Origin of the sequence: Curvibacter soli (assembly GCF_029211125.1) — a bacterium.
GTDB lineage: Bacteria > Pseudomonadota > Gammaproteobacteria > Burkholderiales > Burkholderiaceae_C > Curvibacter_A > Curvibacter_A soli.
This window is the reverse complement of record NZ_JARGEN010000002.1, coordinates 41,967-66,859: the sequence shown is the minus strand read 5'-3', so window position 1 is coordinate 66,859 and position 24,893 is coordinate 41,967. Positions and strand designations below refer to the sequence as shown.

Sequence of the window (24,893 nt, the reverse complement as noted above, 5' to 3'; positions counted from 1 at the left end):
CCATGAAATTCCCGCCCAATGCCGTATTGCGAATGGTGCTCGCGTGGAGTGCCGCGTGTATGCAGGTTTTCGCACTTGCCACGCCCGTCGATGTGTCCACGCCGCAGCCGGCGGTGCCGCCGAACATCGTGACGAACTCGAACCGCCCGATGATGATGCTGGCGACATCGAAGGATCACACGCTGTTCGGCCCGATCTATACTGATTTCGAGGATATCGACGGCGATGGCGTGATCGACACGACGTTCATCCCCACGTTCAAGTACTACGGCTACTTCGACGCCACGAAGTGCTACAGCTATTCGAGCAGCAATAATCGGTTCGAGCCTGCCGCCATTGCGACCATTACCGGGGGACGCTATACCTGTTCCAGCAGTTCTAGCTATTGGAGCGGTAACTTTCTCAATTGGGGTACGATGACGCGCCTGGATGTCATTCGTAAAATGCTTTATGGCGGCAAGCGGAGTACCGATACCTCCAGCAGCACGATTCTGGAACGCACCAATCTGTCGAAAGACTCGCATTCGTTCGTCAAATTTTATAATGGAACGGATATTCGCGACTACACGCCGTTCACGACGGCTGCCCTGACAAAAACCACGGGAAATAATCCAAACGCCTATGCAGGCATCAGTATTTGCAATCGCTCCGATCAGATGGGGGAGGGTGGAAACCCGGTTATCCGACTGGCAAAAGGCAATTACAGATTGTGGGCGACGGTCGAAGGTACGGTGTGTGAATGGGGCGCTGGCGATCTGGGGGTGAAGCTGGCCCGGTATTTTAAGGATGCCGACAAGGGGAATGGTGGGATTGCGCATGAGCAGAGTCCGCCGAGTGATAGCACGGATGGGGCAAAGTACGGCAGTATCGGGCCTGAACTGACGGTGCGCGTCCAGGTCTGCCAAGCCAGTATGCTGGGCGAGGAGCGCTGCCAGGCATTTCCTCCGGATTCGACGACGAACTACAAGCCTTTCGGCCTGTTTCAGGAGTTCGGTTTTTCGAATGCAGCCAACACCGCCGCGCGCACCGAGTTCGGGGTGATTACGGGCAGCTACGACAAGAATCTGAATGCGGGTGCCCTGCGCAAGAACATGGGTGATTTTCTCGATGAAATCAACCCGAGTACCGGGGTTTTCTGCCACAGCACTTCCTCTGGCTGTGCTGCGACTTTGGCGGATGGGCGTGCGACGGGCAATGGTGCCATCAAGGCGCTGGATTCCTACGTGCTTTATGGCCGCGGGAGTGGAGGCTACGATGGGTCAAATAACCAAAAGCCCGCAGATATGACGGATGGCACTCTGCCCGCGTGGGGGAATCCTGTGGGTGAAATGGTCGTGCAAGCTTTGCAATATTACTCAGGTGTAACCTCGACCAATCCAGGCAGTACGACCAATGATGGGAACAAGGGGCTCCCCGTCGTGGCCTGGGCCGATCCTCTCTCCAACGCCAACGCAACGCGCAAAAATCTGTATGGCAACTCGATTTGCCGGCCCATGTATACGCTGGCATTGTCCAGTAGCGCATTGAGCTTCGATGGGCAGGCCGGCACGCCGTTCGAGACACTGCCCAACAGAGCACTGGGCAGCCTTACCAATTACGTGAACAAGGTCGGCGATGAGGAGGTAATTACCAATACGTCGAGATCGGTGGGCTCGGCCACCGGGGGGTATGGGGACGCATGCTCCGCCAAGGCGGTTGCGTCGCTGGACAATGTTTCCGGCATTTGTCCCGAGGCTCCGGCGATCGGCGGTACTTACCAGGTCGCGGGGGCGGCACTGTATGCCAATACGTCCAAAATCCGGACAACGGCACAGATTGGCACGCCGCCGACGGATTTGAAATTCGTGCAGGATGCGCTGAAGGTGAAAACCATGGCCGCCTCGCTGACCGGCGGCGTGGCGCGGGTCGAGGTTCCCATACCAGGCACCAATCCGAAGAAGTATGTCTATATCACCCCCGAAAGCGTCTGGGATTCCGCCGGGAAGATGACGGGGGCCATGCTGACGTTTGCGTCGATCGCCTCGGGCTCGGATTACGGCACCTTCGTCGTGACCTGGAACGACGCCTTGTTCGGTGGCGACTACGACATGGATATTGCGGGCTTTCTGCGGTACGACGTGGTGGCCAATGCGGAAAGCTCGACCGGGTATGACATCAAGATCACCACGGACATTATCAATGTCGGTGCCGGGAACAAGGGGACTCATGGATTCAGCGTCATGGGAACGGACCATGATGGCCGTTATCTGACCCACAGGCATCAGGATGGTGATGGGGCTCTGGCGGGCGTCGAGGGGTATTTGTGCGGCGATGGCACGTACAAGGCAGCCCGGGTGACGGAGGCGGCGAACGCTGGCGTATCGGGTAATTCCGCTGGAACTTACAACGCATGCCTTGTCAACAGTGCTTGGAACCAGGTATTCGATCAGAATTTCCCGGTTTCCCTGCAATTCCACATGCTCGGCGCGCAGAATACGCTGATCCAGGAGCCGCTCTGGTATGCGGCTAAATATGGGTATTTCAAATCCAGCACCAAGAATCCGGATGACACGTTCACTGAAGTTCCCCTGCCTACGGACCCGAGCATGTGGGACCAGCAGAAGTCCGATGGCTCGCCCGGGGCGGATGGAATCCCCGATGGATATTTCCTGGCGCGCCGCCCGGACATTCTGGAGGAGCAGTTGCGCAAGGCGCTGGATTCGCTGGCAAGGAACTCCAACGCCGCGCCTGCCGTATCGTCCGCGGCGTTGACGATGGAGGGCGCCAAGTACGTTGCCAAGTTCGATTCGACCACTGTGCAAGGGGATATCGAAGCATATTCACTTGACGATTACGGCTTTTTCAAGACCACGCCGGACTGGAAGGCCGGGCAGAAACTGCGCATCGCCGCCAGCGGGGCGGATGGCACCGGGGGCGACCAGGGCGCTTCCCGCACGATCGTCACCGACTGGGCGGGCGTGGGGAAGGATTTCATATGGGCTGCTCTGCCGGACGATTACAAGACGCGAATGGCGAGCATCAACAGCCTCACCGAGGCGAATGCGCAGTTGGCGGTGAACTACATCCGCGGCGACCAGACCAAGGAAGGCGTCAACGGCTTGCGCATACGCGGTGACAGCCTGCTCGGGCCGGTGGTCAATGCCACGCCGTGGCTGCAGGCGGCACCCTCGGCGGACTACATCGGCGCGACGTTCCCGGGCTATGCCACGTTCGTGAGGAATCAGCAAGACCGCGACAGTCTGCTGTGGGTGGGTGCCAACGACGGCATGGTGCATGCCTTCAACCCCGACAGCGGTGCGGAGGTGTTCGCCTACATTCCCAGCGCGCTGGCGAACCGGTTGGTCGAGATTCCGCTGCAGCGCGGCACCACCGGGCGCACCCACGTGGACGGCGCGAACTTCATCAGCAGCACGAGCGAGGCGCAGCCGCAAGGCACGGTCTGGCCCTACGTCGATGGTTCGCCTTTCGCGGGCGACGTGCAGCTGGGCACCGGCTCCAGCACCGAAACCGACGCGCAGGCCGCGGCCCGCTGGCGCAGCTATGTGTTTGGCACGCTGGGGCGCGGCGGCAAAGCGGTGTACGCGCTCGACGCGACGGACACCGGCGCGCTGTCGAAAGACTCGTTCAAATGGCAGTTCACGTCGGACGACAACGCGAATCTGGGCTACATCACGGGCGACGTTTCTTCCAACACGGGGTCGAACCAGGCGTCGCCGATCGTCAAGCTCAACAACGGGCGCTTCGCGGTGATCTTCGGCAATGGCTACAAATCGACCACGGGGGCGGCGTCGCTGTTCATCCTGTACGTGGACGGCCCGTCGTCGGCGGGGACGTGGACGCAAGGCACGCACTACAGGGAGCTCGTCGCCACCGCCGGCACGGCGTCATGCACGAGCAATTGCAACGGCCTGATGACGCCGACCTGGGTGGACGTGAATGGCGACGGCACGGCGGACGTCATCTATGCCGGCGATCTGAAGGGCAACATGTGGCGCTTCAACGTGGGCAGCACCGATCCGGCGCAATGGGGCGTGCCCTACGAGTTCGCTGGCGAGAAGCTGCCGCTGTACATAGCGCGGTCCACCAGCACAGGTTCGGACCAAAGCGTCGTGACCAACGCGCTGCCGATCACCAGCGCGCCGGAAATCGTCTTCCGCTCGACAGGCGGCATGATGGTGGTCTTTGGTACGGGCGATGCGTTCGATTCGAGCAATTTCCCGCGCATTGGGGTGACGCAGCGCATCTATGGCATCTGGGACAAGCCCGGATATGCAAGCGATGTGACGCAACTGCCACAGGCCAGCGACCTCGTGGCCCGGACCTACACGGTGCAGAGCGACGGCACAGTGATCGTGACGGATGGTGGCGCCATCGACTGGGCTATCAACAAGGGCTGGTATTTCGACCTGCCGCGCAGCTCGGAAATGGTGCTGTCCAACCCCGTGATGAAAGCCGGCGTGCTGACGTTCACCACGGTGCGGCCCAAGACGGAGGTGGACGACTGCACCAACAAGCCGAATGCGGCGCTCTACACGATCGACCCGATTTCGGGCAAGCCCGAGCGCGTGACGCAAGGTGTCGTCACCATCGGAGCGACGAAGTACATCACGGCGGCCCGCGACATCGCGGACCAGAAGGTGCGCGTGGTGCGCGACAAGTCGGGCACGCGCGCCTTCGGCGACAAGTGCGTCAAGGGCACGGCGGGGTGCGAATGCACCACGGAGGATGGCAACGAATCCTGCACCAAGCAGGCCACTTGCAGGCCGGACCAACAGGCGCTGGCCATCATCGGTCAGGGATCGGACGGGACGATCTGCTTCAAGAATTCGCCGCGCCTGCAATGGCGTGAAATCCCAGGGATAAGGACCGATCTATGAGTGGTGCACGGATCTTCATGCAAAGCCCCATGCGCAGCGGCGGGGTGTACGGCGGTGCGGGCGCGCGGGGCTGCCGGGGCTTCACGCTGATCGAACTGATGATCACCGTCGCCATCGTCGGCATTCTGGCGGCGATTGCCTACCCGTCCTACAACGAGCAGATCGCCAAGGGGCGCCGCGCCGACATGCGCACCGTGCTGATGGCGGGCCAGCAGTGGATGGAGCGGTTCTATACGGAGAACTATCGCTACGACCAGAACAGCGCCGGCACGGCGGTGACGGACGCGACGCAGTTTGCGGGCCGGTTCTCGAAGTCGCCGACGGACGGCGCGGCGCTCTACAACATCGCAGTGACGGCGGGAGCCACCACCTACACCATCAAGGCCACCCGCGCCACGGGCACGGTGATGGCGAGCGACAAGTGCGGTGACTATTCCATCGACAACCTGGGCCGCAAGAAGCTTGAAAACTATGCTTCCAGCTTCGCCGACGAGGCTGCGGCCAGGGAATATTGCTGGAAGTAGCTGGCGGCGGCTGGCCTTCGCGCGGTGAAAAGCGGATGGTGGCTGTGCGGCGCGGCATCGCTCGCGCTGCATGCGCTGGCGGCGCTGGGACTCTGGCGGCTGGGGCAGCCGGTGCCTTTGCACTCTCCGTCCGCAGCGCATGCGGGTCCGGCTGTGGGGGAGGCGCGGGGCGAGGCCATTCGCGTTTATTGGGTGGAGCCGACTGCGCTGGCGCGTGGGGGCCATGAGGCGCCAGGCGAGCACGCGGATGCCGATGCGCACCACCACGGCAATGGGGCGCAGGTGCCCTCTGGTGCGCAAGGCGCTTCTGCATCCGGCCTGCGGCCTGGGCAACAGGCAGGCGGCGACAAGGCTGCCGAACTCGTCGGCGACTGGGCGGTTGATGCCCAACAGTGGCCCATGGAGGTCCGCTCCGTGCAGGTCAGGCTCTGGATTTCCGCCACGGGTGAGGTCGAGCGGTGGACAATCCTCGGGGACGCCGCCCATGATCCGCGCATCATGGCTTCGTTCGAGAACATGGGCAACACGCTGATGAACCCCGCACTGTCGGGGGGCGTGGCCGTTGCCAGCACCATGATGATCGAAATATTTTCCGACAGGTAATGCCTGCCGCCCACCGCCTGATTTGCCCATGTCTCTGCCGAATACCCCCATGGCGCATGCGTTGGCACTGGCCCGCCAGGCGCTGCCGCTGGCGCCGCCGAACCCCGGCGTCGGCTGTGTGATCGTATCCCCGGACGGCACCGTCCTCGGCCAGGGCCATACGCAGCGCGCGGGTGGAGCTCATGCAGAGATCGTGGCGCTGCACGACGCGACGGCCCAGGGCCGCTCGGTGGCGGGTGCGACGGCGTATGTGACGCTGGAGCCCTGTGCGCACCACGGACGCACGGGGCCGTGCTGCGATGCACTGGTTGCCGCGGGCATCGGCCGGGTGGTGGCGTGCGTGGTCGATCCCAATCCGCTGGTGGCGGGCCAGGGGTTTGCGCGGCTGCGCGCCGCGGGGGTCGAGGTAGTGGTCGGGCCGGGGGCGGAAGCGGCGCGCGAGCTGAACCTCGGCTTTTTCAGCCGCATGCAGCGCGGCGTGCCGTGGGTGCGGATGAAGCTGGCCGCGTCGCTCGATGGCCGCACCGCGCTGCCGGACGGGCAGAGCCAGTGGATTACCGGCGCGGCTGCGCGGCGCGACGGCCATGCGTGGCGCGCGCGCGCTGGCGCCGTGCTGACCGGCATCGGCACGGTGCTGGAGGACAACCCGCGCCTGGACGTGCGCCTGGTCGATACGCCGCGCCAGCCGGGCGTGGTGCTGGTGGACAGCCGCTTGCAGGTGCCGCTCGATGCTCATCTTTTCATAGCTGGCCGCGCAATCACCATCTACGCTGCAGCCAGAAATGATGCCAAGGAAGCCGCGCTGCGCGAACGTGGCGCCACGGTGGTGCATATGCCGGGGGCCGACGGCAAGGTGGATTTGCGCGCGATGCTGCGCGATCTGGCGCAGCGCGAAGTCAACGAACTGCACGTCGAGGCCGGCGAGAAGCTCAACGGCTCCCTGGTCCGCGATGGCTTGGTGGACGAACTGCTGGTCTACCTGGCCCCCAGGTTGATCGGCCAGGGGCGCGGCATGGCCGCGTTCGGCCCGCTGTCCGCGCTGGGCGATGCGGTACCGCTGCAGTTCAAGTCGGTCGATGCGGTGGGTGGCGATGTGCGCATCGTCGCCCGCATCGCGGGGCGTGATGTGTTCTGATTCCGCGCATCGCCTCCCGTCCGTCCATGGACGGGTGGCTACCGTGGCTCCAGGTCGGGGCGAATGCGATGCGCGGGAAACCACGGGCACGCTGATAAACTCTGCTGCCCAGGCAACGGCGCTTGCGCGCGTCGCGCAGCCGGCCTGTACGAGAGTCTTCCCATCCATGGACTATCCCGGAAATCTCTTCGTCGTCGCAGCTCCCAGTGGTGCCGGCAAATCCAGCCTGGTCAAGGCGCTTCTGGAGCTCGATTCGCGCGTCTTTCCCTCCATCTCGCACACCACGCGCGCGCCGCGCGGGCAGGAGCACCATGGACGCGAATACTATTTCGTGTCGGATGCGGAGTTCGACGCCATGGTCGAACACCACGCGTTCGTCGAGTGGGCCCATGTGCATGGGCAGCGCTACGGCACCTCGAAGAAGGCCATCGAGGAGCGCATCGCCCAGGGCGCCGACGTGATCCTGGAAATCGACTTCCAGGGCGCCATCCAGATCAAGGAGGCGTTTTCCAACGCCGTCCTGATCTTCATCCTGCCGCCCAGTTGGGAAGAGCTGCGGGCGCGCCTGGAGCGCCGTGGCGAGGATTCGCCCGAGGTGATCGAGCTGCGCCTGAAGAATGCCGCGCAGGAAATGGCCCAGGCCTGCAAGTTCGATTTCATTATAATCAACGAGTTATTTGAGCGCGCGCTTTTCGATCTCAAAGCCGTGGTACATGCCCAGCGTCTCAAATTCGCGGCCCAGCGCCGCGCCCGTGCCGACACATTCCGATCCCTCAACATTGCTTGAAGAAGCCACAGGAGAAATTCACCCATGGCCCGCATTACCGTCGAAGACTGTCTCGAAAAGATTCCGAACCGTTTCCAGCTCGTGCTGGCGGCCACCTACCGCGCCCGCATGCTGAACCAGGGCCATGCGGCGAAGATCGAGAGCAAGAACAAACCGTGCGTCACCGCCCTGCGCGAGATCGCGCAAGGCAAGATCGGTCTTGAAATGCTCAAGAAGGTACCGATCTGAACCCGCCCGCCGGGACATTAGCCTGCGCCAAACAGCACCGCCCAGCGGTGCTTTTTTTTGCCCCGCGAACCAAACCCCCTTGGGCGCGATAAAGTGAGGCCATGAGCGCCTTGCTGCAAACATCTTCCGCCGTCGTGTCCGCCACGGACAAGGCCGCGAAAGTCGCCAGCCCCGCCGCGGCGAATGCCGCCGCGGCCAGCTTCGCCGCGCTTACCGCCAGCCTGGACTACCTGGATGCGGCCAGCGTGGAAAGCGTGCGCCAGGCCTACCGCTTCGCCGACCAGGCGCACCTGGGCCAGTTGCGCAACAGCGGCGAGCCCTACATCACGCACCCGATTGCCGTCGCCGCGCAGTGCGCGGCCTGGAAGCTCGACGCCCAGGCCCTCATGGCTGCGCTGCTGCACGACAGCATGGAAGACTGCGGCGTGAGCAAGCGCGAGCTGATCGACCGCTTCGGTGTGCAGGTGGCCGAACTGGTGGACGGCCTCACCAAGCTCGACAAGCTGCAGTTCCACACGCGCGAGGAGAACCAGGCCGAGTCGTTTCGCAAGATGCTGCTGGCCATGGCGCGCGACGTGCGCGTCATCCTCGTCAAGCTGGCCGACCGCACGCACAACATGCGCACCATGTCGGACATGCCGCGCGAGAAGTGGGGCCGCATCTCGCGCGAGACGCTCGATATCTATGCCCCCATCGCCCACCGCCTGGGCTTGAACCAGACCTACCGCGAGTTGCAGGACCTGGCGTTCCGCCACCTGCACCCCTGGCGCTACCAGACGCTCGCCAAGGCGGTGGCCAAGGCCCGCAACCGCCGGCGCGACCTCGTCAAGAAGGTCGAGGCCGACGTGGACTCCACCTTCAAGGCCGCTGGCATGAAGGTGCGCCTGGCGGGCCGCGAGAAGACGCTCTATGCCATCTACCAGAAGATGGACGAGAAGCACCTGAGCTTCGCCCAGGTGACCGATCTCTACGGCTTTCGCATCATCGTGCCCACCATCACCGACTGCTACACGGCATTGGGCATCCTGCACCAGATGTACAAGCCGGTGCCGGGCAAGTTCAAGGACCACATCGCCATCGCCAAGCTCAACGGCTACCAGTCGCTGCACACCACGCTGGTCGGCCCCTCGGGCGTGAACATCGAGTTCCAGATGCGCACCGAGGAGATGAACGTGGTGGCCGAGTCCGGCGTCGCCGCGCACTGGCTCTACAAGGCCAAGGGGGCGGACAGCACCGCCGCCGACCGCCTGGGCACGCAGTGGCTGCAGTCGCTGCTCGACATCCAGAACGAGACGCGCGACGCCGCCGAGTTCTGGGACCACGTCAAGGTCGATCTTTTCCCCGACGCGGTGTACGTGTTCACGCCCAAGAGCCAGATCATGGCGCTGCCGCGCGGCGCCACCATCGTCGACTTTGCCTATGCCATCCACAGCAACGTGGGCGACCGCACCGTGGCGGCCAAGATCAACGGCGAGCAGGTGCCCCTGCGCCACGAGCTGACCAACGGCGACGTGGTGGAGATCATCACCGCCCCCGTTTCCGCGCCCAACCCAGCGTGGCTGGGCTTCGTGCGCACCGGGCGGGCGCGCTCCAAGATCCGCCACTATCTCAAGACCATGGCGCAGGCCGATTCGGAAGGCCTGGGCGAAAAGCTGCTGACCCAGGCCCTGCGCGCCGAGGGCATCGACCACCTGCCGGCCACGGGCGGCGAGCTGCAGCCCATCTGGGAGCGCCTGCTGCGCTTCACCGGCAACCGCACCCGCGACGAGCTGCTGACCGACATCGGCCTGGGCAAGCGCATCGCCGGCATCGTCGCCAAGCGGCTGGTCGTGCTGCTGGCCGAAAGCGGCCACCGGCCCGACGCGCTGCTGCTCTCGCGCGAGCGTTTCACCTCGCACGAGCACGGTTCGCAGGGCATGGTGGTGCTCGACGGCAGCGAGAACGCCTCGGTGCAGTACGCATCGTGCTGCCGTCCCATCCCGGGCGACGCGGTGGCCGGCTACCTGGGGCGCGGCGAGGGTCTGGTGGTGCACACGGCGGACTGCGGCGTGGCCCAGCGGCTGCGCCACAAGGACAGCGAGCGCTTCATCGCCGTCGACTGGGCCGAGGAGCCCGTGCGCATGTTCGATACCGGCATCGTCATCACCGTCACCAATCGCAAGGGCGTGCTGGCGCGCGTGGCTTCCGCGCTGGCGAGCGCCGAGGCCGACATCACCCATGTGGACATGGGTGACGAGGGCGTGCTCGACACGGCGGACCTGCGCCTCATCATCGCCGTGCGCGACCAGCACCACCTGGAGGCCGCGCTGCGCAACCTGCGCCACACGTCCTCGGTGCTGCGCGCCGCGCGCATCAAACCCGCCGCCAGCGGCGAATAAGGGTGGTGCCGCGCGCCCGTCAGTCCGGCTGCTGGCGCGTCGGGTAGGCCACCCGCAGCACCTCCAGCTCCCGCACTCCCGCTGGCGTGGCGAGCTTCACCAGATCGCCCACGCGCGCCTTCAGCAGCGCGCGCGACACGGGCGCGACCCAGCTCACCTGTCCCTGGGCGCTGTCGGCCTCGTCGATGCCCATGATGGTGATGGTGCGCTCATTGCCCAGGTCGTCGGCGTAGGTGACCGTGGCGCCGAAGAAAACCTGGTCGCTGCCCGCGTGCACCGCCGGGTCCACCACCTCGGCGATCTCCAGCCGCTTGGTCAGGAAGCGGATGCGGCGGTCGATCTCGCGCAGCCGCTTCTTGCCGTACAGGTAGTCGCCGTTTTCCGACCGGTCGCCGTTGCTCGCGGCCCAGTGCACGACATCGACCACCTTGGGCCGCTCGGTGTCGATCAGCTCCAGCAGCTCGGTGCGCAGCCGCGCGTAGCCCGGGGGCGTGACGTAGTTCTTGCCACCCGCGGGCAGCGGCGGCAGGGCGGGGCCGTCGTCATCGTCGTCGGCATCGGTTTCGCGCGTGAATGCCTTGTTCATCCCTCTGCGGTGCGCGCGGGCTCAGTACGTGCCCGGCAGCAGCACGCCCTTGTCCACGGTATTGATGTCGGTGTGGCCGCAGAAGGCCATGGTGATGTCCAGCTCCTTCTGGATGATCCGCAGCGCGCAGGCCACGCCGGCCTCGCCGTAGGCGCCCAGGCCGTACAGGAAGCTGCGGCCTATCAGCGTGCCGCGCGCGCCCAGGGCGCGGGCCTTCAGCACGTCCTGCCCGCTGCGGATGCCGCCGTCCATCCAGACCTCGATGGGCGAGCCGGCCACGGCGTCGGCGATGGCCGGCAGGGCGGCGATGGAGGATGGCGCGCCATCGAGCTGGCGCCCGCCATGGTTGCTGACGATGAAGGCGTCGGCGCCGCTGCCGGCGGCCAGGCGCGCATCCTCGGCGTCCATGATGCCCTTGAGGATCAGCTTGCCGCCCCAGCGCTTCTTGATCCATTCCACGTCGTTCCAGTTGAGCTGCGGGTCGAACTGCTCCGCCGTCCACGACGAGAGCGAAGACAGGTCGCCCACGCCCTTGGCGTGGCCCACGATGTTGCCGAACGTGCGCCGCCTCGTGCCCAGCATGTGCCAGCACCAGGCGGGCTTGGTCGCCAGGTTGAGCAGGTTGGCCAGCGTGGGCCGGGGCGGGGCGGACATGCCGTTCTTGATGTCCTTGTGGCGCTGGCCCAGGATCTGCAGGTCGAGCGTGAGCATCAGCGCCGAGCAGCCCGCTGCCTTGGCGCGGTCTATCAGGCGCTCGATGAAATCGCGGTCGCGCATCACGTAGAGCTGGAACCAGAACGGGTGCCCGCCCGTGCCCGCCGCCACGTCCTCGATGGAGCAGATGCTCATGGTCGAGAGCGTGAACGGAATGCCGAAGGCCTTGGCAGCGCGCGCGCCCAGTATCTCGCCGTCGGCATGCTGCATGCCCGTCAGGCCGGTGGGCGCGATGGCCGTGGGCATCGCCGCATCCTGTCCGATCAGCGTGGTGCGGGTGCTGCGGCCCTCCATGTTCACCGCCACGCGCTGGCGCAGCAGGATCTTCTGGAAGTCGGCCTCGTTGGCGCGGTAGGTGCCCTCGGTGTACGAGCCCGAGTCGGCGTAGTCGTAGAACATGCGCGGCACGCGGCGGCGCGCCACGCGGCGCAGGTCTTCGATGCAGGTGATTTTGGAAAGGTCGGCCCCCATGTCTTCTTCGTTCTCCGTCGTTCGCGCGATTATGGCCGTGGTGCGGCATCGCCCAGCGCCGTGGCAATGCGCACTTCGCCCGTGAGGATCTTGTGCACCGGGCAGGCGTCCGCGATCTGCAGCAGGCGCTCGCGCTGGGCGGCGTCCAGCGTGCCGCGCAGCGTGATGCGGCGCTCGATGTCGCTGCCCGCCGCTGGCTTGCCCTGCGGGTTGATCCGCAGCGCAACCTCCACGCCCTCCAGTGGCCACTGCTTGCGCGTGGCGTACATCCGCAGCGTGATGGCCGTGCAGGCGCCCAGGCTGGACAGCAGCATGTGCACGGGTGTCGGCCCCGCGTTGGCGCCGCCGAGCGCGGCGGGTTCGTCGGCGGTCCATGCATGGCCCGCGCCGTCGGTCAGCAGTACCGTGTAGCCGCCGCCGAGGTTGCTGGCGTGGATGGTGGTGTCGTTGCTCATGAAAAAAGCTCCTTCGATTGTGCAAGGCAGGGGATACGTCAGCGCCGCGCCAGCGCCACGCCGCCGATGGCCAGCGCGAAGCCGGCCAGTTGCACCGGCGTCAGCGTTTCGCCCAGGATGGCCCAGGACTGCGCGGCGGCCAGCGGCGGCACGGCCAGCACCAGCGCCGCAGTGCGCGTGGCCTCGCCATGGCGCATCAGCCAGACCAGCAGCGTGACCCCGCCGATGGAGAGTACCAGCACGGCCCAGGCCAGCGAGGCCCAGAGCGTGACCGAATGGTCCCAGTGCCCCGTGCCCAGCGTGACCGCCATCAGCGCCACCACCAGCGTGGCGGACAGGTTCTGCACCGCGCTGGCGCTGCGGATGTCGCCCGCCGCCAGCGGCGACTTCTGCACCATGGCACCCACCGTGAGCGCCAGGATGCTGCCCACCGCCGCCGCCACGATGGCCGGCGTGAGTGCGCCTGCGCCGTGCGCCGCCAGGCGCGGGGCGATCACCAGCGCCACGCCGGTGAAGCCCACGGCCAGCGCCCACCAGGTGCGCGCCGGCAGGCGCTGGCCCAGCACCAGCACCGCGATCAGCGCGGTGAACAGCGGCTGCAGCGCGCCCAGCAGCGCCATCACGCCCGCGGCCATGCCGTGCGCCATCGCCCACCAGCTCGGGCCTACGTACAGCCCGCTCATCAGCGCGCCGGCCAGCAGGTGCAAGCCGATGCGGCGCGCCCCGCGCGGCCAGGGCGCGCGCGCCGCGCAGGCTGCGGCCGCGAAGAAGGCGGCCACCAGCCCGAAGCGCGCGATCAGGAACAGGAAGGGATCGGCGTGTGGTGCCACGCCGCGCCCCACGAGGAAGCCCGTGGACCAGATCAGGACGAACAGCAGGGGGGCGAGGGTACGCATGCAGCCAGTTCTTCGCGCCGCACGGGCGCCATGGGTTACAGGTGTTTTAGGGCCCTAGCGCTTTATTTACCTGCGCTGGCAGCTCTTTTTTCGATAGCATAGCGCGGCTACGGCGGGGGCTGCACGGCAGCGGCGCCGCGCACCTCGATGCGCAGCTCGTCGAGCACCGCGCCGCGCGCATCCACCAGTTGCACCGCGTGCCGGCCCGGCCATGGCAGCCAGTCCACGCGCGGGCCGCGCCCGAACGGCCTGCCGTCCATGCGCCAGCGCAGGTCGGCGGGCCCTTCGGCGGCGAAGCGCAGGCGCTGGCGGGCGGGCGGTATGTCCGGGTCCAGCGCGACGATGGTGCCGGGCGCTGGCGCGGTGATGCGCGCGGGCGGCGATTCCTTCAAGCCTTTTAGGCCCCCGGCGCTTGATATACCTGCGCTGGCAGCTACTGAATCAATAGCAAAAAGCGGCTGCTGCGTGCCCGCGAGGAACCATTCCTCGCGCGCCGCCTCGATGGGCCCGCCGCCAGCCGGCGCGGCACCGAAGCGCGTGGGCATGCGCACCAGCCCCGCAGGCGGCGCGGGCGCGCGGCTGGGCTCGCGCGCATGCAGGAAGCCCATCACCGCGGCCCACACGGGCGCCGCGCCCGCGGTGCCGCTCACGTCCCACATCGGCGCGCCGCTGGCGTTGCCCACCCATACGCCCACGGTGTAGCGCTCGGACCAGCCCACGGCCCAGTTGTCGCGCATGTCCTTGCTGGTGCCGGTCTTCACCGCGCTCCAGAAGCGCGTGGCGAGCACGCTGTCGCTGCCGAAGGTGCGGGCGCGGGCGTTGGCGTCGCCGAGGATGTCGCCCACCACGAAGGCCGCGCGTGCATCCAGCGCGGGCACGAATGCGGGGCGCGGCACGGGGGCATAGGCCACCGGGCCGGCGCGCCCGCCGTTGGCCAGCGCCCGGTAGGCGTTGGCCAGCGCCAGCAGCGGCACCTCGGCGCTGCCCAGCGCCAGGCTGTAGCCGTAGTAGCCGCCCGATTCGCGCAGCGGCAGGCCCAGGGCGCGCAACTGGGCGAAGAAGGCGTCGGGCGACACCATGACCAGCGTGCGCACCGCCGGCACATTGAGCGATGCAGCCAGCGCCGTGCGCGCCGACACCCAGCCCTTGAAGCTGCGGTCGTAGTTCTGCGGGATGTACAGGCCGCCGGCGGTGGCGATCTGCTCGGGCGCGTCATCGACCAGCGAGGCGGCGCTCAGCCGGCGCTCGGCAATGGCTTGCGCGTACAAGAAAGGCTTGAGCGTGGAGCCGGGCTGGCGCAGCGCCAGCACGCCATCCACTTCGCCCGCGCGGCTCAGCGGACCCGATGAGCCGACCCAGGCCAGCACCTCGCCCGTGGCGTTGTCCAGCACCACGAGCGCCCCGTCCTCCACGTGCCGGCCCTGCAGCTCGCGCAGATGCTGCTGCAGCGTCTGCACCGCGAAGCGCTGCAGCGGCGCGCGCACCGTGCTGCGCACGGTGGCGGGCGGCGCCGTGCCGGCGCGCAGCAACTGGCGCGCCAAGTGCGGCGCGATGCCTTCGCTCGCGTCGAAGGCACGGCGGCGCAGCGCGGCGGCGGCGAACATGTCCAGGCCCGTGCAGTCGAGGCGCGCGTTGCGCTCCATTTCGCGCCACACGCCGCAGGCGCGCCGCGCCACGGTCGTCGGCGCGGCATTGGGCGCGCGCACCAGCGCCGCAGCCACGGCGGCCTCGCGCGCGTCCAGCCCGTGCGCGGCCTTGCCGAACAGCGTGCGCGAGAGGGCGTCGATGCCCACCACCTCGCCGCGGAACGGCACGAGGTTGAGGTATGCCTCCAGGATCTGGTCCTTGCGCCAGTGCCGCTCCAGCGCCTGCGCGGCCACGGCCTGGCCGGCTTTCTGTACCACCGTGCGTCCGCCCGAGCCGGCGCGCCAGTCGCTGTCGAGCAGGCCCGCGAGTTGCATGGTGATGGTGGAGGCGCCGCGCGTCTTCTCGTTCCACAGGTTGGCCCAGGCGGCGGCGGAGACGGCCTGCCAATCCACCCCGCTGTGCGCGTAGAAGCGCCGGTCCTCGCTCTGCACCAGCGCCTGTCGCAGCGCGGGTGACACGTCGGCCAGCGCCAGCCACTGCCCTCGGCGCACCGTGGCGTCGGTGCGCAGGCGCTGGATCACCTCGCCTTCGCGCGAGAGCACCAGGGTTTCGGACGGGTGGAAGCCGCGCCGCACCTCGTCGAACGCGGGCAGGGCCTGCGCGGCGGCACAAGCGGCGGTGGCCAGCGCGGCGGCCAGGAACTTGCACGCGGAGGGACGAAATGCCATGCCAAGGTTTGTAGCAGACGCCACGCGAAAGCGCGCACCGAGCCGCAGGGCGCGCGTGCGGCTACAGCACCTCGTGCAGCCGCCAGCCCGGCACCCCGCGAACTCGTGTGGGCGCGTGCCTGAGCGCCATCCATCCATCAGACACAGGAGATTGCCATGACTGTCGAGTTGGCTCTGGTTGCGCCACGCGTTCGATGCGCGGTCTCATGTGCTTGATGCGGGGGGTGAAGGCGTGTCGGGTGCCGGCAGCGTCGACACGCCTTGCGCCAGCGCGCTGCGTTCCTGCGACTGCAAGGCGCGCTGGAAGGCATCGCGGCTTCGCAGGCGCTGCCAATAAGCTGCCACCGCCGGCTTGAATTGTGCCGACAGTCCAAGATATTCGGCCAGCATCAGCGCATAACCGACGGAGACGTCGGCGGCGGTAAAGCGGCCGCACAGGAAGGGCTGCTCGGTCAACAGCGGATCGAGCGTGCGCAGTCGCGCCAGGAACCATTTCGTGTAGTCCTCGGCGACCTGCGGCGAGCGCCGCTCAGGCGGCTCGAAGCGGGAGTAGCGCAGCACCAGCGTCTGCGGAAAGGTCAGCGTGGCTTCGCCGAAATGCAGGTAGTTGAGGAATGCGGCGAACTCCGGCTCGTGCGGCTCGACATTGAGCGGCGTGGGCGCCGCGCGCACCGCCAGGTACTGGCAGATGGCCGCGGATTCGGTCAGGCGCACATCGCCATCGAAAAAGGCCGGCACCGTGCCGAGCGGGTTGACCAGGAGGTACTCGCGCACCGTGGCTCGTGGCGGAAACGGCAGCATCTTCAGCGTGTAGTCGGCGCCGATTTCCTCGAGCATCCACAGCACCCGGAACGAGCGCGCGCTGACACAGTGGTGCAGTGTGAACATAGATTTCCAGATTCCTTTCCTGATGGCGAGGCCGAAACGGCGAGGCCGAAACGGACAACTTTGATGATATTGCGCTCAAGGACTCATGCGAGGTCGTACGCTGCCTGAGTGCGCATCCGCCAACGGGGCAATGCCCGGCTGGTCAAGATTGAACCTGGAAACGGCAGGTGCATAGCGCGCTCACCCACGAGGTGAACGCCATCGAAGCCGGCAACGCTTGATTTTCTGCGGCCTGGCAAGGGATACAAAGCGGTCAACTGCCGTTTCCAGGTTGAATTGGGGCCGTCCTGCATCGTCGCCGGCATGACGAGCAGCCAGAGCAGCCGGACGAGGACGCTTCATCTGCAAGCGCCTGACGGCTCTGTCTCTGTGTCCGGGGCTGCCATCGGCCTGCATCAACCGTGCATGAGTTTCTCTTGGCAGTCGTGGATCGATGCTTTCATCCGCTGCAGCGTCGCTCGGCGGAATGGATACGCCGCCGCACGTTGAGAGAAGGTCGCCGCCTGCGTCACCATCCGATCGATGGCGGCCTCGGCTGCCTTCGTCGCCACGCCACCCTCCGAAGCCAAGCGTAGTAGATGACCTCGCTCCACGGCACGGCCTTCGCCGCAGACATCCATGTGGTGCTGGCCCATTGGGCCTTCGCTGAAGGTCAGGTCGAAGGCTGGGGCTAGTCGCCAGCGCCGATCCTGCCCGAGGCGCCAGGCGAAGTTCTTTGGGTGGTCGTCGCGGTTATGGAACAGCACGTTGAAGACAGCCCGCGCGTAAGCCTTCTCCACCTCGCGCTCGTCGCGGGTCAGCAGGCGAGTAGCGCGCAGGAGTGCGGTGTAGTCCGCGCTGCCGGGCAGGCGGAAGTCCACCTGCAGCAGGCCCGCCAGGCTGTGCACCGGCACGCGCAAGCCCTGTTCGCGATCGAAGCGCGCCACGCCGAAGGCGGCCAGCCGCGACGATAGATCGAACCATGCGCTGGCCGGCATCTCCAGCCCGCAGTCGCGAGCCAGTTCGGCATACATCTGCTCGATGGCGCAGACCTCCTTGTGCTCGCCCTGGCCAGGGAACTTCACCAGCCAGGGTTCGCCTGGGGCGTCGCCGCGCGTGCTGATGTGGCCTGCGCCTGCGTCGTACTGCACCAGCGCCTTGGGCCGTGCGCCTTGCGGGGAGCCTCCCGTCAACGCCAGCTCGCGCAAGGCGGCTCCTGCCTCACCGGCCAGGACGCGCTCGCTTTCCTGGGCCAAGGCCAACAGGCTCCAGTCCGGCTCCTCGGCGTCGGGCTCTGCAGCCGGCACGAAGCGCAGGGCGCCGATGGCACGATCCCCGATGAAGGCCAGGCGATCCAGCGGCCCGGGATGGCGCAGACCCTGCTGGCGCAACAACCGGTCCATCAGCAGCAGGCCCCAGCCATCGGGCAGGCTGTCGGCGATCAGCCCGGGCAGGCGCAGCAAGTGCGGAGGAAAGCCGCCATAGGCGGTGGCACGCAGCTTGAGGTGCAGCGGCGACAGTTCCAGCCCTTGCGCCAGCGCCTCGGGCGCATATTCGAACAGCAGCGTGGTGCCATCGTCGGCGAGCCGGCCCAGTGGCCAGTCCTGGCCCCAGCCACAGTAGTGGACGGCCAGGCGCTTCATGTGCTTTTCCGGCGGGGGGCGCGCTGCCGCCGGTTGGCCGCTTCGGCTTTTTCCATCTGGGCGATGGACTGGCGCTTGAGCACGAACAGATCTTCCAGCTCATGGACCAGCCCAAGCGCCTGCACCGCGCGAACCAGGGTCTCCAGCGAAGACTGGCCGCTGCCTTCCAGCTTGCGCAGCGCACCCAACGAGAGGCCGGCCATCTGTGCCAGCTCGCGCTGGGGCATTCCCTGGGCCAGCCGCTGGGCACGCACGCGGTGGCCCAGTGTCTGAAGGATCTCGCTAGACGGCGCTAGGTCTAATGTCATTATTTTGTTTTTTATATTGGCATTTATAAAATAAAAGTCATTTTAATGGTCTTTATTTGGCTGCGCCACCAGGCGGCCACCGTATCGCGATTGCCCACAGGGCAGTGGGCCTAAGCAGTCTTTTCTTGGGGCACGCCTCATGTCCTGGCCTTGCCAGGAACAGGTGCAAGTGGGTGCGAATCGGGGGAACGTACCAAAACTCTTGCGTACGAGCGAGGGGGTAAGGTTGCGTTCGCATTTCCAACCTGTTTGGTTCCGGCTCTGCCGGCTTGGGATCACTCTAAATTTTGCACCTGCTCCCTCATCTGCTCGATCAGCACCTTCATATCCACCGAAATGCGCGTGAGTTCCAGCGCTGCGGACTTCGAGCCCAGGGTGTTGGCTTCGCGGTGCAGTTCCTGGATCAGGAAGTCCAGCCGCTTGCCGATTTCTCCGCCCTTGTCGAGCAGGCGCTCGATTTCGTCGAGGTGCGAAGCCAGGCGGGTGATCTCCTCGGCCACGTCGATGCGGATGGCGAAGGCCGTGGCTTCGGTCAGTGCGCGGTCCTGCGCCGCCTCGGGCAGGGTGGCGCCGTCGGCCAGCGCCATGGCCTCGGCCCAGCGCTCCAGGAAGCGCTGGCGCTGCTGCTCCACCAATTGCGGCACCAGCGGGGCGGCCTGCTCGGCCAGGGCGCGCAACTGGCCCAGCCGGTCGGCCAGCATGGCGACCAGGCGCGCGCCTTCGCGCTGGCGGGCGGCCAGCAGCTCCTGCACCACCTTGGCGGCCAGGGTCTGCACGGCCTTGCCCCAGTTCTCGCCGCCGCTCTGTCCTGCCGCGCTCAGGCGCAGCACTTCGGCCACCGACAGCGGCGCGGCGCTGGGCAGCCAGGCACGGATGCCGTCCTGCAGCGAATTCAGGCGCTGCAGCAGGCGCGGCGCGGGGTCGGCCAGGCCCGCGGCATCTTCGCTTTCGATGGTGGCGCGCACTTCCACCTTGCCGCGCTTGAGCTCGGCCGTCAGCAGTTCGCGCAGCGCCGGTTCGTGCGCGCGCAGCTCGTCGGGCAGGCGAAAGGCCAGGTCCAGGAAGCGGCTGTTCACCGCGCGGATTTCCAGGCCCAGGCGGCGCGCCGGCGCGGCTGCGCCGGCCTCATGGGCCGCCGTGCTGTGCTGGGCGCTGGCGTAGCCGGTCATGCTGTAAACTGCCATGGGACTTTCTTGATCGTTGCGAAGCCCGTGATTATCCGGGGCCCGGCGTATTCCTCGCTTCTTTCACGCACTCCATGTCAAAGATCAAACCTGCCCCGCTGCCGCCCGATACCGTCATCGGGGGCTATCGGGTCGTCCGCAAGCTGTCGTCGGGGGGGTTTGGCGTCGTCTACCTGGCGCTCGACATGGAAGGCCAGCAGGTCGCCGTCAAGGAATACCTGCCCGCATCGCTGGCCACCCGCGCCCCCGGCGAACTGCTGCCCAAGGTGGCGCCCGAAAAGCTCTCGCTCTACCGCCTGGGGCTGAAAAGCTTCTTCGAGGAAGGCCGCGCGCTGGCGCAGATTTCGCACGCCTCGGTGGTCAGCGTGCTCAACTTCTTCCGCGAGAACGAAACCGTCTACATGGTGATGAACTACCTGGAGGGCGCGACCCTGCAGGACTTCATCATCACCGCGCGCGAGCTCAAGACGCAGAAGGTGTTTCGCGAATCGACCATCCGCTCGCTGTTCGACGAGGTGCTGCGCGGCCTGCGCATCGTGCACCAGCACAAGATGCTGCACCTGGACATCAAGCCGGCCAACATCTTCATCACCGACGACAACCGCGCGGTGATGATCGACTTCGGCGCCGCCCGCGAAGTGCTGAGCAAAGAGGGCAATTTCATCCGCCCCATGTACACGCCCGGCTTCGCCGCGCCCGAAATGTACCGGCGCGACTCGTCCATGGGCCCGTGGACCGACATCTACGCCATCGGCGCCTGCATCTACGCCTGCATGCAGGGCTACCCGCCCAACGACGCGCCGCAGCGCCAGGAGAAGGACCGCCTGTCGCTGTCGCTGTCGCGGCTGCGCGGCGTGTACTCCGACAACCTCATCGAGGTGGTGGAGTGGTGCATGGCGCTCGACCCGCTGTCGCGCCCGCAGTCGGTGTTCGCGCTGCAGAAGGAGCTGAGCCGCGAGGGCGAGCGCCGCTACACCAAGCTTTCCGTCAGCGAGCGCGTGCGGCTGCAGTTCGACACCCTGGTCTCCGACACCAAGAAGGGCATGCAGAAGGTGGGCGATGCCACCGGATTCGGGCGGATCAAATGATGGGCGCCCCCACGGTCGCCACGTTCCTTGCCCTCCAGGGGGGGGCTGGCCTCGTTGATGCGGCTCGGCGGAGGTCGGAATGAAATTCTCGGTATTCCAGGTCAGCCGCCGCGGCGGGCGCGAGAAGAACGAAGACCGCATGGGCTACTGCTACACGCGCGGGTCGAGCCTGTTCGTGCTGGCCGACGGCATGGGGGGCCACCCCGAGGGCGAGGTGGCGGCGCAGATCGCGCTGCAGACCGTATCGGCCATGTTCCAGCGCCAAGCCCAGCCGGTGCTGCGCGACGTGCCCGAATTCCTCTCCACCGCGCTGCTGGCCGCGCACCACCAACTGCTGCGCTACGCATCCGACCGCGCCATGATCGACACGCCGCGCACCACCTTCGTGGCCGTGGTGCTGCAGGGCGCCGGCGCCACCTGGATCCACTGCGGCGATTCGCGCCTGTACGTCGTGCGCGACGGCGAGCTCCTCACCCGCACGCGCGACCATTCATACATCGAGCACCGCGGCTCGGCCATGCTGCCCGTGGTGGAGAACTTCAACCGCAACGTGCTCTTCACCTGCCTGGGCTCGCCCACCAAGCCGGTGTTCGACGTGACCGGCCCGGTGCACCTGCAGCAAGGCGACAAGTTGATGCTGTGCTCCGACGGCCTGTGGGGCAGCCTGTCCGATGAGGAAATCGTTGGCCAGCTATCGCGCCTGCCGGTGTCCGAGGCGGCGCCCGAACTGGTCGAAGCCGCCTTGCGCAAGGCCGGCGACGGCAGCGACAACGTGACCGTCGTGGCGCTCGAATGGGAGACGCCGGACGCCTACGAGTCCACGCGCGGCATCTCCACCGACAGCATCAGCGACGGCGTGTTCGCCTCCACCATCCAGGCCGGGCTGATCGACGGCACGGCCGACGACGACCTCGACGACGCGGCCATCGAGCGCTCCATCGCCGAGATCAACGAGGCCATCCGCCGCTCCTCCGCCGCGCGCAAGTTCTGACCCCGGCCCGGGCGGGGCCTTGCGCTTCCATGCAACAGCCCGCGCCCGACAATCGCGTTTTCCGCATCCATTTCCCATGACCGATTTCATCCGCAGCGGCCAGCGCGCCGCAGACCAGCTCCGCCCCGTGCGCATCACGCGCGGCTACACCATCCATGCCGAGGGCTCGGTGCTCATCGAGTTCGGCAACACCCGCGTGCTCTGCACCGCCTCGGTGGAAGAGAAGGTGCCGCCGCACAAGCGCGGCAGCGGCGGGGGCTGGGTCACCGCCGAATACGGCATGCTGCCGCGCTCCACCCACACCCGCAGCGACCGCGAGGCCGCGCGCGGCAAGCAGAGCGGGCGCACGCAGGAGATACAGCGCCTCATCGGCCGCAGCCTGCGCGCCGTGTTCGACCTGAAGGCGCTGGGCGAGCGCACCATCCACCTCGACTGCGACGTGCTGCAGGCCGACGGCGGCACGCGCACCGCGGCCATCACCGGCGCCTACGTGGCAGCGCAGGACGCGGTGGCCCGATTGATTGCGCAGGGCAAGCTCGGCGCATCGCCCATCCGCGACGCGTTGGCCGCCATCTCGGTCGGCATCGTGCAGGGCATGCCGCTGCTCGACCTGGAGTACCTGGAAGACTCCGCCTGCGACACCGACATGAACGTGGTGATGACCGGCGCTGGCCATTTCGTGGAGGTGCAGGGCACCGCCGAGGGCGCGGCCTTCACGCGCCGCGAGATGGAGCAGTTGCTCGCGCTGGCCGACAAAGGCATTGCCGAGCTGGTCGCGCTGCAGCGCGCGGCATTGACCTCGCCGCTATCGAAACAGTAGCTGCCACCGCAGGTATATAAAGCGCTGGAGCCTGATTTGACCATGAAGATCGTGCTGGCATCCAACAACCAGGGCAAGCTCGCCGAACTGCAGGCCCTGTTTGCGCCGCTGGGCGTGGAACTGCTGCGGCAGTCGCAGCTCGGCATTCCCGAGGCCGAGGAGCCCTTCCGCACCTTCGTCGAGAACGCGCTCGCCAAGGCCCGCCACGCGGCCCGCGCCAGCGGCCTGCCCGCGCTGGCCGACGACGCCGGCCTGTGCGTCGATGCGTTCGGCGGCCTGCCGGGCGTGGACACGGCCTTCTACGCCACGCAGTTCGGCTACGAGAAGGGCGACGCCAACAACGTGCGCGCGCTGCTGGAGCAGATGCAGGGCGTGGAGGACCGCCGCGCCGCGCTGGTCAGCACGCTGGTGGCGCTGCGCTCCGCCGACGACCCCGAGCCGCTGATCGCCGTGGGCCGCGCGCCGGGACTCATCACCCGCGAACCCGTGGGCGGCAACGGCTTCGGATTCGACCCGGTGATGTTCATTCCCGCCTTTGGCAAGACCTTCGCACAGCTCGACCCGCAGATGAAAAACACCCACAGCCACCGGGGCCAGGCCGCGCGGCAGATGCTCGCGCTGATGCGCCAAAGGTGGTGAGAGGCAACCCCCCGAGCGGCTGCGCCGCTCCTGCCTTCTCTCGCTGTGCGGGAAGGGGGGCGACGCCAGCGGCCCGGCGAAGCCGGTTGCGCGGTGTCCGCTCGACGGGGCCGCGCCGGCTTCATGCGGTGCGGAAGGCGCACAGCGCCATGGAAAACTGACATGCCCATATTGCCCGATCTGCGCCACTACATGCGCCCCGGCACGCTGCAACTCGGCAGCCTGCCGCCGCTGTCGCTCTACGTGCACCTGCCGTGGTGCCTGCGCAAGTGCCCGTACTGCGACTTCAACTCGCACGAGTTCCGCGCCGGCGCGGGCGAGCCGGATGCGCTGCCCGAACAGCGCTACGTCGATGCGCTGGTGGCCGACCTGGAATCCGCCCTGCCCCTCGTCTGGGGCCGGCAGGTGCACAGCGTCTTCATCGGCGGCGGCACGCCGAGCCTGTTTTCGCCCGACGCCATCGACCGGCTGCTCGCGGCCATCCGCGCCCGCGTGCTGCTGGTGCCCGACTGCGAGATCACGCTCGAAGCCAACCCCGGCACCTTCGAGCGCAACCGCTTCCGCGCCTTCCGCGCCGCGGGCGTCACGCGCCTGTCGATCGGCGTGCAGAGCTTCGACGACCGGCACCTGGCGGCCCTGGGCCGCGTGCATGACGGCGCCCAGGCGCGCGCCGCGGTGGCGGAGGCCGCGCAGGCGTTCGACACCTTCAACCTGGACCTCATGTACGCCCTGCCGGGGCAGACCGCCGAAGACCTGGAGCGCGACCTGGCCACCGCACTGGCCTTCGCGCCTGCGCACCTGTCGGCCTACCACCTGACCATCGAGCCCAACACGCTGTTCGCCAGGCACCCGCCCGCCGTACCCGACGACGACACGGCCTACGCCATGCTCGACCGCATCACCGCCGCCACCGCGCGGGCGGGCATGGGGCGCTACGAGGTGTCGGCCTATGCGCGCGCGGGCCACGCATGCTTTCACAACACCAACTACTGGCAGTTCGGCGACTACCTCGGCATTGGCGCGGGCGCGCACGGCAAGCTCAGTTTCGCGCACCGCATCGTGCGCCAGGTGCGGCTGCGCGATCCGCGCCGCTACATGGAAGGCGCGCTGGCCGGCAACGCGCTGGCGCAGGAAGAGGAAGTGAAACGCGCCGACCTGCCGTTCGAATACATGCTCAATGCGCTGCGCCTGCGCGAAGGCTTCGCGCTGCAGGACTTCACCGCACGCACCGGCCTGCCGCTCACGGCCATCGAGCGCGGGCTGGAGGCGGCGCAAAGCAAGGGGCTCATAGAGCGCGACTTCGCCCGCGTACGGCCCACGGAGCGCGGGTTCGATTTCCTGAGCGATTTGCAGGCGCTGTTCCTGGCGGATTAGCCCGCCGCCG

General features: G+C 67.2%; 21 protein-coding genes. 12 read left to right on the top strand and 9 right to left on the bottom strand.

Annotation, left to right across the window (positions count from 1 at the left end):
* Positions 1-2 precede the first annotated feature (2 nt).
* The 7 genes from PY257_RS00320 (at position 3) to PY257_RS00290 (ending at position 10,532) form a co-directional block, all read left to right on the top strand.
* Positions 3-4,877: a pilus assembly protein gene (locus tag PY257_RS00320; RefSeq protein ID WP_275737615.1), complete on the top strand. Its 4,875-nt coding sequence runs from the start codon at positions 3-5 to the stop codon at positions 4,875-4,877.
* A gap of 17 nt (positions 4,878-4,894) precedes the next feature.
* Positions 4,895-5,401 carry a type IV pilin protein gene (locus PY257_RS00315; protein WP_275737613.1) on the top strand — a complete coding sequence of 169 codons (507 nt, stop codon included), beginning with the start codon at positions 4,895-4,897 and terminating at the stop codon, positions 5,399-5,401.
* Positions 5,402-5,425: 24 nt separating this feature from the next.
* Positions 5,426-6,004 (top strand): hypothetical protein, encoded by a 579-nt coding sequence (locus PY257_RS00310; protein WP_275737611.1) that lies wholly within the window; start codon positions 5,426-5,428, stop codon positions 6,002-6,004.
* Positions 6,005-6,032: 28 nt separating this feature from the next.
* Positions 6,033-7,139, top strand: a complete 1,107-nt coding sequence (gene ribD / locus PY257_RS00305) for a bifunctional diaminohydroxyphosphoribosylaminopyrimidine deaminase/5-amino-6-(5-phosphoribosylamino)uracil reductase RibD (protein ID WP_275737609.1) — start codon at positions 6,033-6,035, stop codon at positions 7,137-7,139.
* A 166-nt stretch (positions 7,140-7,305) separates the two neighbouring features.
* Positions 7,306-7,926, top strand: coding sequence for a guanylate kinase (gene gmk / locus PY257_RS00300; protein ID WP_275737607.1), 621 nt, complete (start codon positions 7,306-7,308; stop codon positions 7,924-7,926).
* A gap of 24 nt (positions 7,927-7,950) precedes the next feature.
* Positions 7,951-8,154, top strand: coding sequence for a DNA-directed RNA polymerase subunit omega (gene rpoZ / locus PY257_RS00295; RefSeq protein ID WP_275737605.1), 204 nt, complete (start codon positions 7,951-7,953; stop codon positions 8,152-8,154).
* 101 nt (positions 8,155-8,255) lie between these two features.
* Positions 8,256-10,532 (top strand): RelA/SpoT family protein, encoded by a 2,277-nt coding sequence (locus PY257_RS00290; RefSeq protein WP_275737603.1) that lies wholly within the window; start codon positions 8,256-8,258, stop codon positions 10,530-10,532.
* A 19-nt stretch (positions 10,533-10,551) separates the two neighbouring features.
* On the opposite strand, the gene greB is transcribed toward PY257_RS00290, so the two are convergent.
* The 9 genes from greB to PY257_RS00245 form a co-directional block, all read right to left on the bottom strand.
* Complete coding sequence (gene greB, locus PY257_RS00285) at positions 10,552-11,118, bottom strand: transcription elongation factor GreB (RefSeq protein ID WP_275737601.1); 567 nt, start codon at positions 11,116-11,118, stop codon at positions 10,552-10,554.
* 21 nt (positions 11,119-11,139) lie between these two features.
* The gene (locus tag PY257_RS00280) at positions 11,140-12,303 is read right to left on the bottom strand and encodes an alpha-hydroxy acid oxidase (protein ID WP_275737599.1); all 1,164 of its coding nucleotides are present in this window, start codon (positions 12,301-12,303) and stop codon (positions 11,140-11,142) included.
* Positions 12,304-12,332: 29 nt separating this feature from the next.
* Positions 12,333-12,758 carry an OsmC family protein gene (locus PY257_RS00275; RefSeq protein WP_275737597.1) on the bottom strand — a complete coding sequence of 142 codons (426 nt, stop codon included), beginning with the start codon at positions 12,756-12,758 and terminating at the stop codon, positions 12,333-12,335.
* A 38-nt stretch (positions 12,759-12,796) separates the two neighbouring features.
* Positions 12,797-13,654, bottom strand: coding sequence for a DMT family transporter (locus PY257_RS00270; RefSeq protein ID WP_275737595.1), 858 nt, complete (start codon positions 13,652-13,654; stop codon positions 12,797-12,799).
* A 107-nt stretch (positions 13,655-13,761) separates the two neighbouring features.
* The gene (pbpC, locus tag PY257_RS00265; protein WP_275737594.1) at positions 13,762-15,969 is read right to left on the bottom strand and encodes a penicillin-binding protein 1C; all 2,208 of its coding nucleotides are present in this window, start codon (positions 15,967-15,969) and stop codon (positions 13,762-13,764) included.
* 204 nt (positions 15,970-16,173) lie between these two features.
* Positions 16,174-16,857 (bottom strand): glutathione S-transferase family protein, encoded by a 684-nt coding sequence (locus PY257_RS00260; RefSeq protein ID WP_275737592.1) that lies wholly within the window; start codon positions 16,855-16,857, stop codon positions 16,174-16,176.
* A gap of 395 nt (positions 16,858-17,252) precedes the next feature.
* Positions 17,253-18,479: a type II toxin-antitoxin system HipA family toxin gene (locus tag PY257_RS00255; protein ID WP_275737590.1), complete on the bottom strand. Its 1,227-nt coding sequence runs from the start codon at positions 18,477-18,479 to the stop codon at positions 17,253-17,255.
* Positions 18,476-18,787 (bottom strand): helix-turn-helix domain-containing protein, encoded by a 312-nt coding sequence (locus PY257_RS00250; RefSeq protein WP_275737588.1) that lies wholly within the window; start codon positions 18,785-18,787, stop codon positions 18,476-18,478. Before PY257_RS00250 ends, PY257_RS00255 begins: the two co-directional genes overlap by 4 nt.
* 275 nt (positions 18,788-19,062) lie before the next feature.
* Positions 19,063-19,971: a YicC/YloC family endoribonuclease gene (locus PY257_RS00245; protein WP_275737586.1), complete on the bottom strand. Its 909-nt coding sequence runs from the start codon at positions 19,969-19,971 to the stop codon at positions 19,063-19,065.
* 74 nt (positions 19,972-20,045) lie between these two features.
* On the opposite strand from PY257_RS00245, the gene PY257_RS00240 reads away from it, so the two are divergent.
* The 5 genes from PY257_RS00240 to hemW all read left to right on the top strand — a co-directional run bounded on the left by PY257_RS00240 (position 20,046) and on the right by hemW (position 24,883).
* Complete coding sequence (locus PY257_RS00240) at positions 20,046-21,059, top strand: serine/threonine protein kinase (protein WP_275737585.1); 1,014 nt, start codon at positions 20,046-20,048, stop codon at positions 21,057-21,059.
* A gap of 79 nt (positions 21,060-21,138) precedes the next feature.
* Positions 21,139-22,050, top strand: coding sequence for a PP2C family protein-serine/threonine phosphatase (locus PY257_RS00235; protein WP_275737583.1), 912 nt, complete (start codon positions 21,139-21,141; stop codon positions 22,048-22,050).
* A 76-nt stretch (positions 22,051-22,126) separates the two neighbouring features.
* Positions 22,127-22,870, top strand: a complete 744-nt coding sequence (rph, locus tag PY257_RS00230) for a ribonuclease PH (protein WP_275737581.1) — start codon at positions 22,127-22,129, stop codon at positions 22,868-22,870.
* Positions 22,871-22,912: 42 nt separating this feature from the next.
* Positions 22,913-23,509 carry an RdgB/HAM1 family non-canonical purine NTP pyrophosphatase gene (gene rdgB, locus PY257_RS00225; RefSeq protein ID WP_275737579.1) on the top strand — a complete coding sequence of 199 codons (597 nt, stop codon included), beginning with the start codon at positions 22,913-22,915 and terminating at the stop codon, positions 23,507-23,509.
* A gap of 162 nt (positions 23,510-23,671) precedes the next feature.
* Positions 23,672-24,883 carry a radical SAM family heme chaperone HemW gene (gene hemW, locus PY257_RS00220; RefSeq protein ID WP_275737577.1) on the top strand — a complete coding sequence of 404 codons (1,212 nt, stop codon included), beginning with the start codon at positions 23,672-23,674 and terminating at the stop codon, positions 24,881-24,883.
* Positions 24,884-24,893: the final 10 nt, after the last annotated feature.

Coding starts and splice junctions, on each gene's coding strand:
- ribD (WP_275737609.1), top strand. CDS start 6,033: ATGTCTCTGCCGAATACCCCCATGGCGCATGCGTTGGCACTGGCCCGC.
- rph (WP_275737581.1), top strand. CDS start 22,127: ATGACCGATTTCATCCGCAGCGGCCAGCGCGCCGCAGACCAGCTCCGC.
- PY257_RS00260 (WP_275737592.1), bottom strand. CDS start 16,857: ATGTTCACACTGCACCACTGTGTCAGCGCGCGCTCGTTCCGGGTGCTG.
- PY257_RS00290 (WP_275737603.1), top strand. CDS start 8,256: ATGAGCGCCTTGCTGCAAACATCTTCCGCCGTCGTGTCCGCCACGGAC.
- PY257_RS00280 (WP_275737599.1), bottom strand. CDS start 12,303: ATGGGGGCCGACCTTTCCAAAATCACCTGCATCGAAGACCTGCGCCGC.
- PY257_RS00255 (WP_275737590.1), bottom strand. CDS start 18,479: ATGAAGCGCCTGGCCGTCCACTACTGTGGCTGGGGCCAGGACTGGCCA.
- PY257_RS00320 (WP_275737615.1), top strand. CDS start 3: ATGAAATTCCCGCCCAATGCCGTATTGCGAATGGTGCTCGCGTGGAGT.
- PY257_RS00245 (WP_275737586.1), bottom strand. CDS start 19,971: ATGGCAGTTTACAGCATGACCGGCTACGCCAGCGCCCAGCACAGCACG.
- PY257_RS00250 (WP_275737588.1), bottom strand. CDS start 18,787: ATGACATTAGACCTAGCGCCGTCTAGCGAGATCCTTCAGACACTGGGC.
- pbpC (WP_275737594.1), bottom strand. CDS start 15,969: ATGGCATTTCGTCCCTCCGCGTGCAAGTTCCTGGCCGCCGCGCTGGCC.
- PY257_RS00270 (WP_275737595.1), bottom strand. CDS start 13,654: ATGCGTACCCTCGCCCCCCTGCTGTTCGTCCTGATCTGGTCCACGGGC.
- PY257_RS00275 (WP_275737597.1), bottom strand. CDS start 12,758: ATGAGCAACGACACCACCATCCACGCCAGCAACCTCGGCGGCGGCTAC.
- rpoZ (WP_275737605.1), top strand. CDS start 7,951: ATGGCCCGCATTACCGTCGAAGACTGTCTCGAAAAGATTCCGAACCGT.
- PY257_RS00235 (WP_275737583.1), top strand. CDS start 21,139: ATGAAATTCTCGGTATTCCAGGTCAGCCGCCGCGGCGGGCGCGAGAAG.
- PY257_RS00315 (WP_275737613.1), top strand. CDS start 4,895: ATGCAAAGCCCCATGCGCAGCGGCGGGGTGTACGGCGGTGCGGGCGCG.
- PY257_RS00240 (WP_275737585.1), top strand. CDS start 20,046: ATGTCAAAGATCAAACCTGCCCCGCTGCCGCCCGATACCGTCATCGGG.
- gmk (WP_275737607.1), top strand. CDS start 7,306: ATGGACTATCCCGGAAATCTCTTCGTCGTCGCAGCTCCCAGTGGTGCC.
- rdgB (WP_275737579.1), top strand. CDS start 22,913: ATGAAGATCGTGCTGGCATCCAACAACCAGGGCAAGCTCGCCGAACTG.
- greB (WP_275737601.1), bottom strand. CDS start 11,118: ATGAACAAGGCATTCACGCGCGAAACCGATGCCGACGACGATGACGAC.
- hemW (WP_275737577.1), top strand. CDS start 23,672: ATGCCCATATTGCCCGATCTGCGCCACTACATGCGCCCCGGCACGCTG.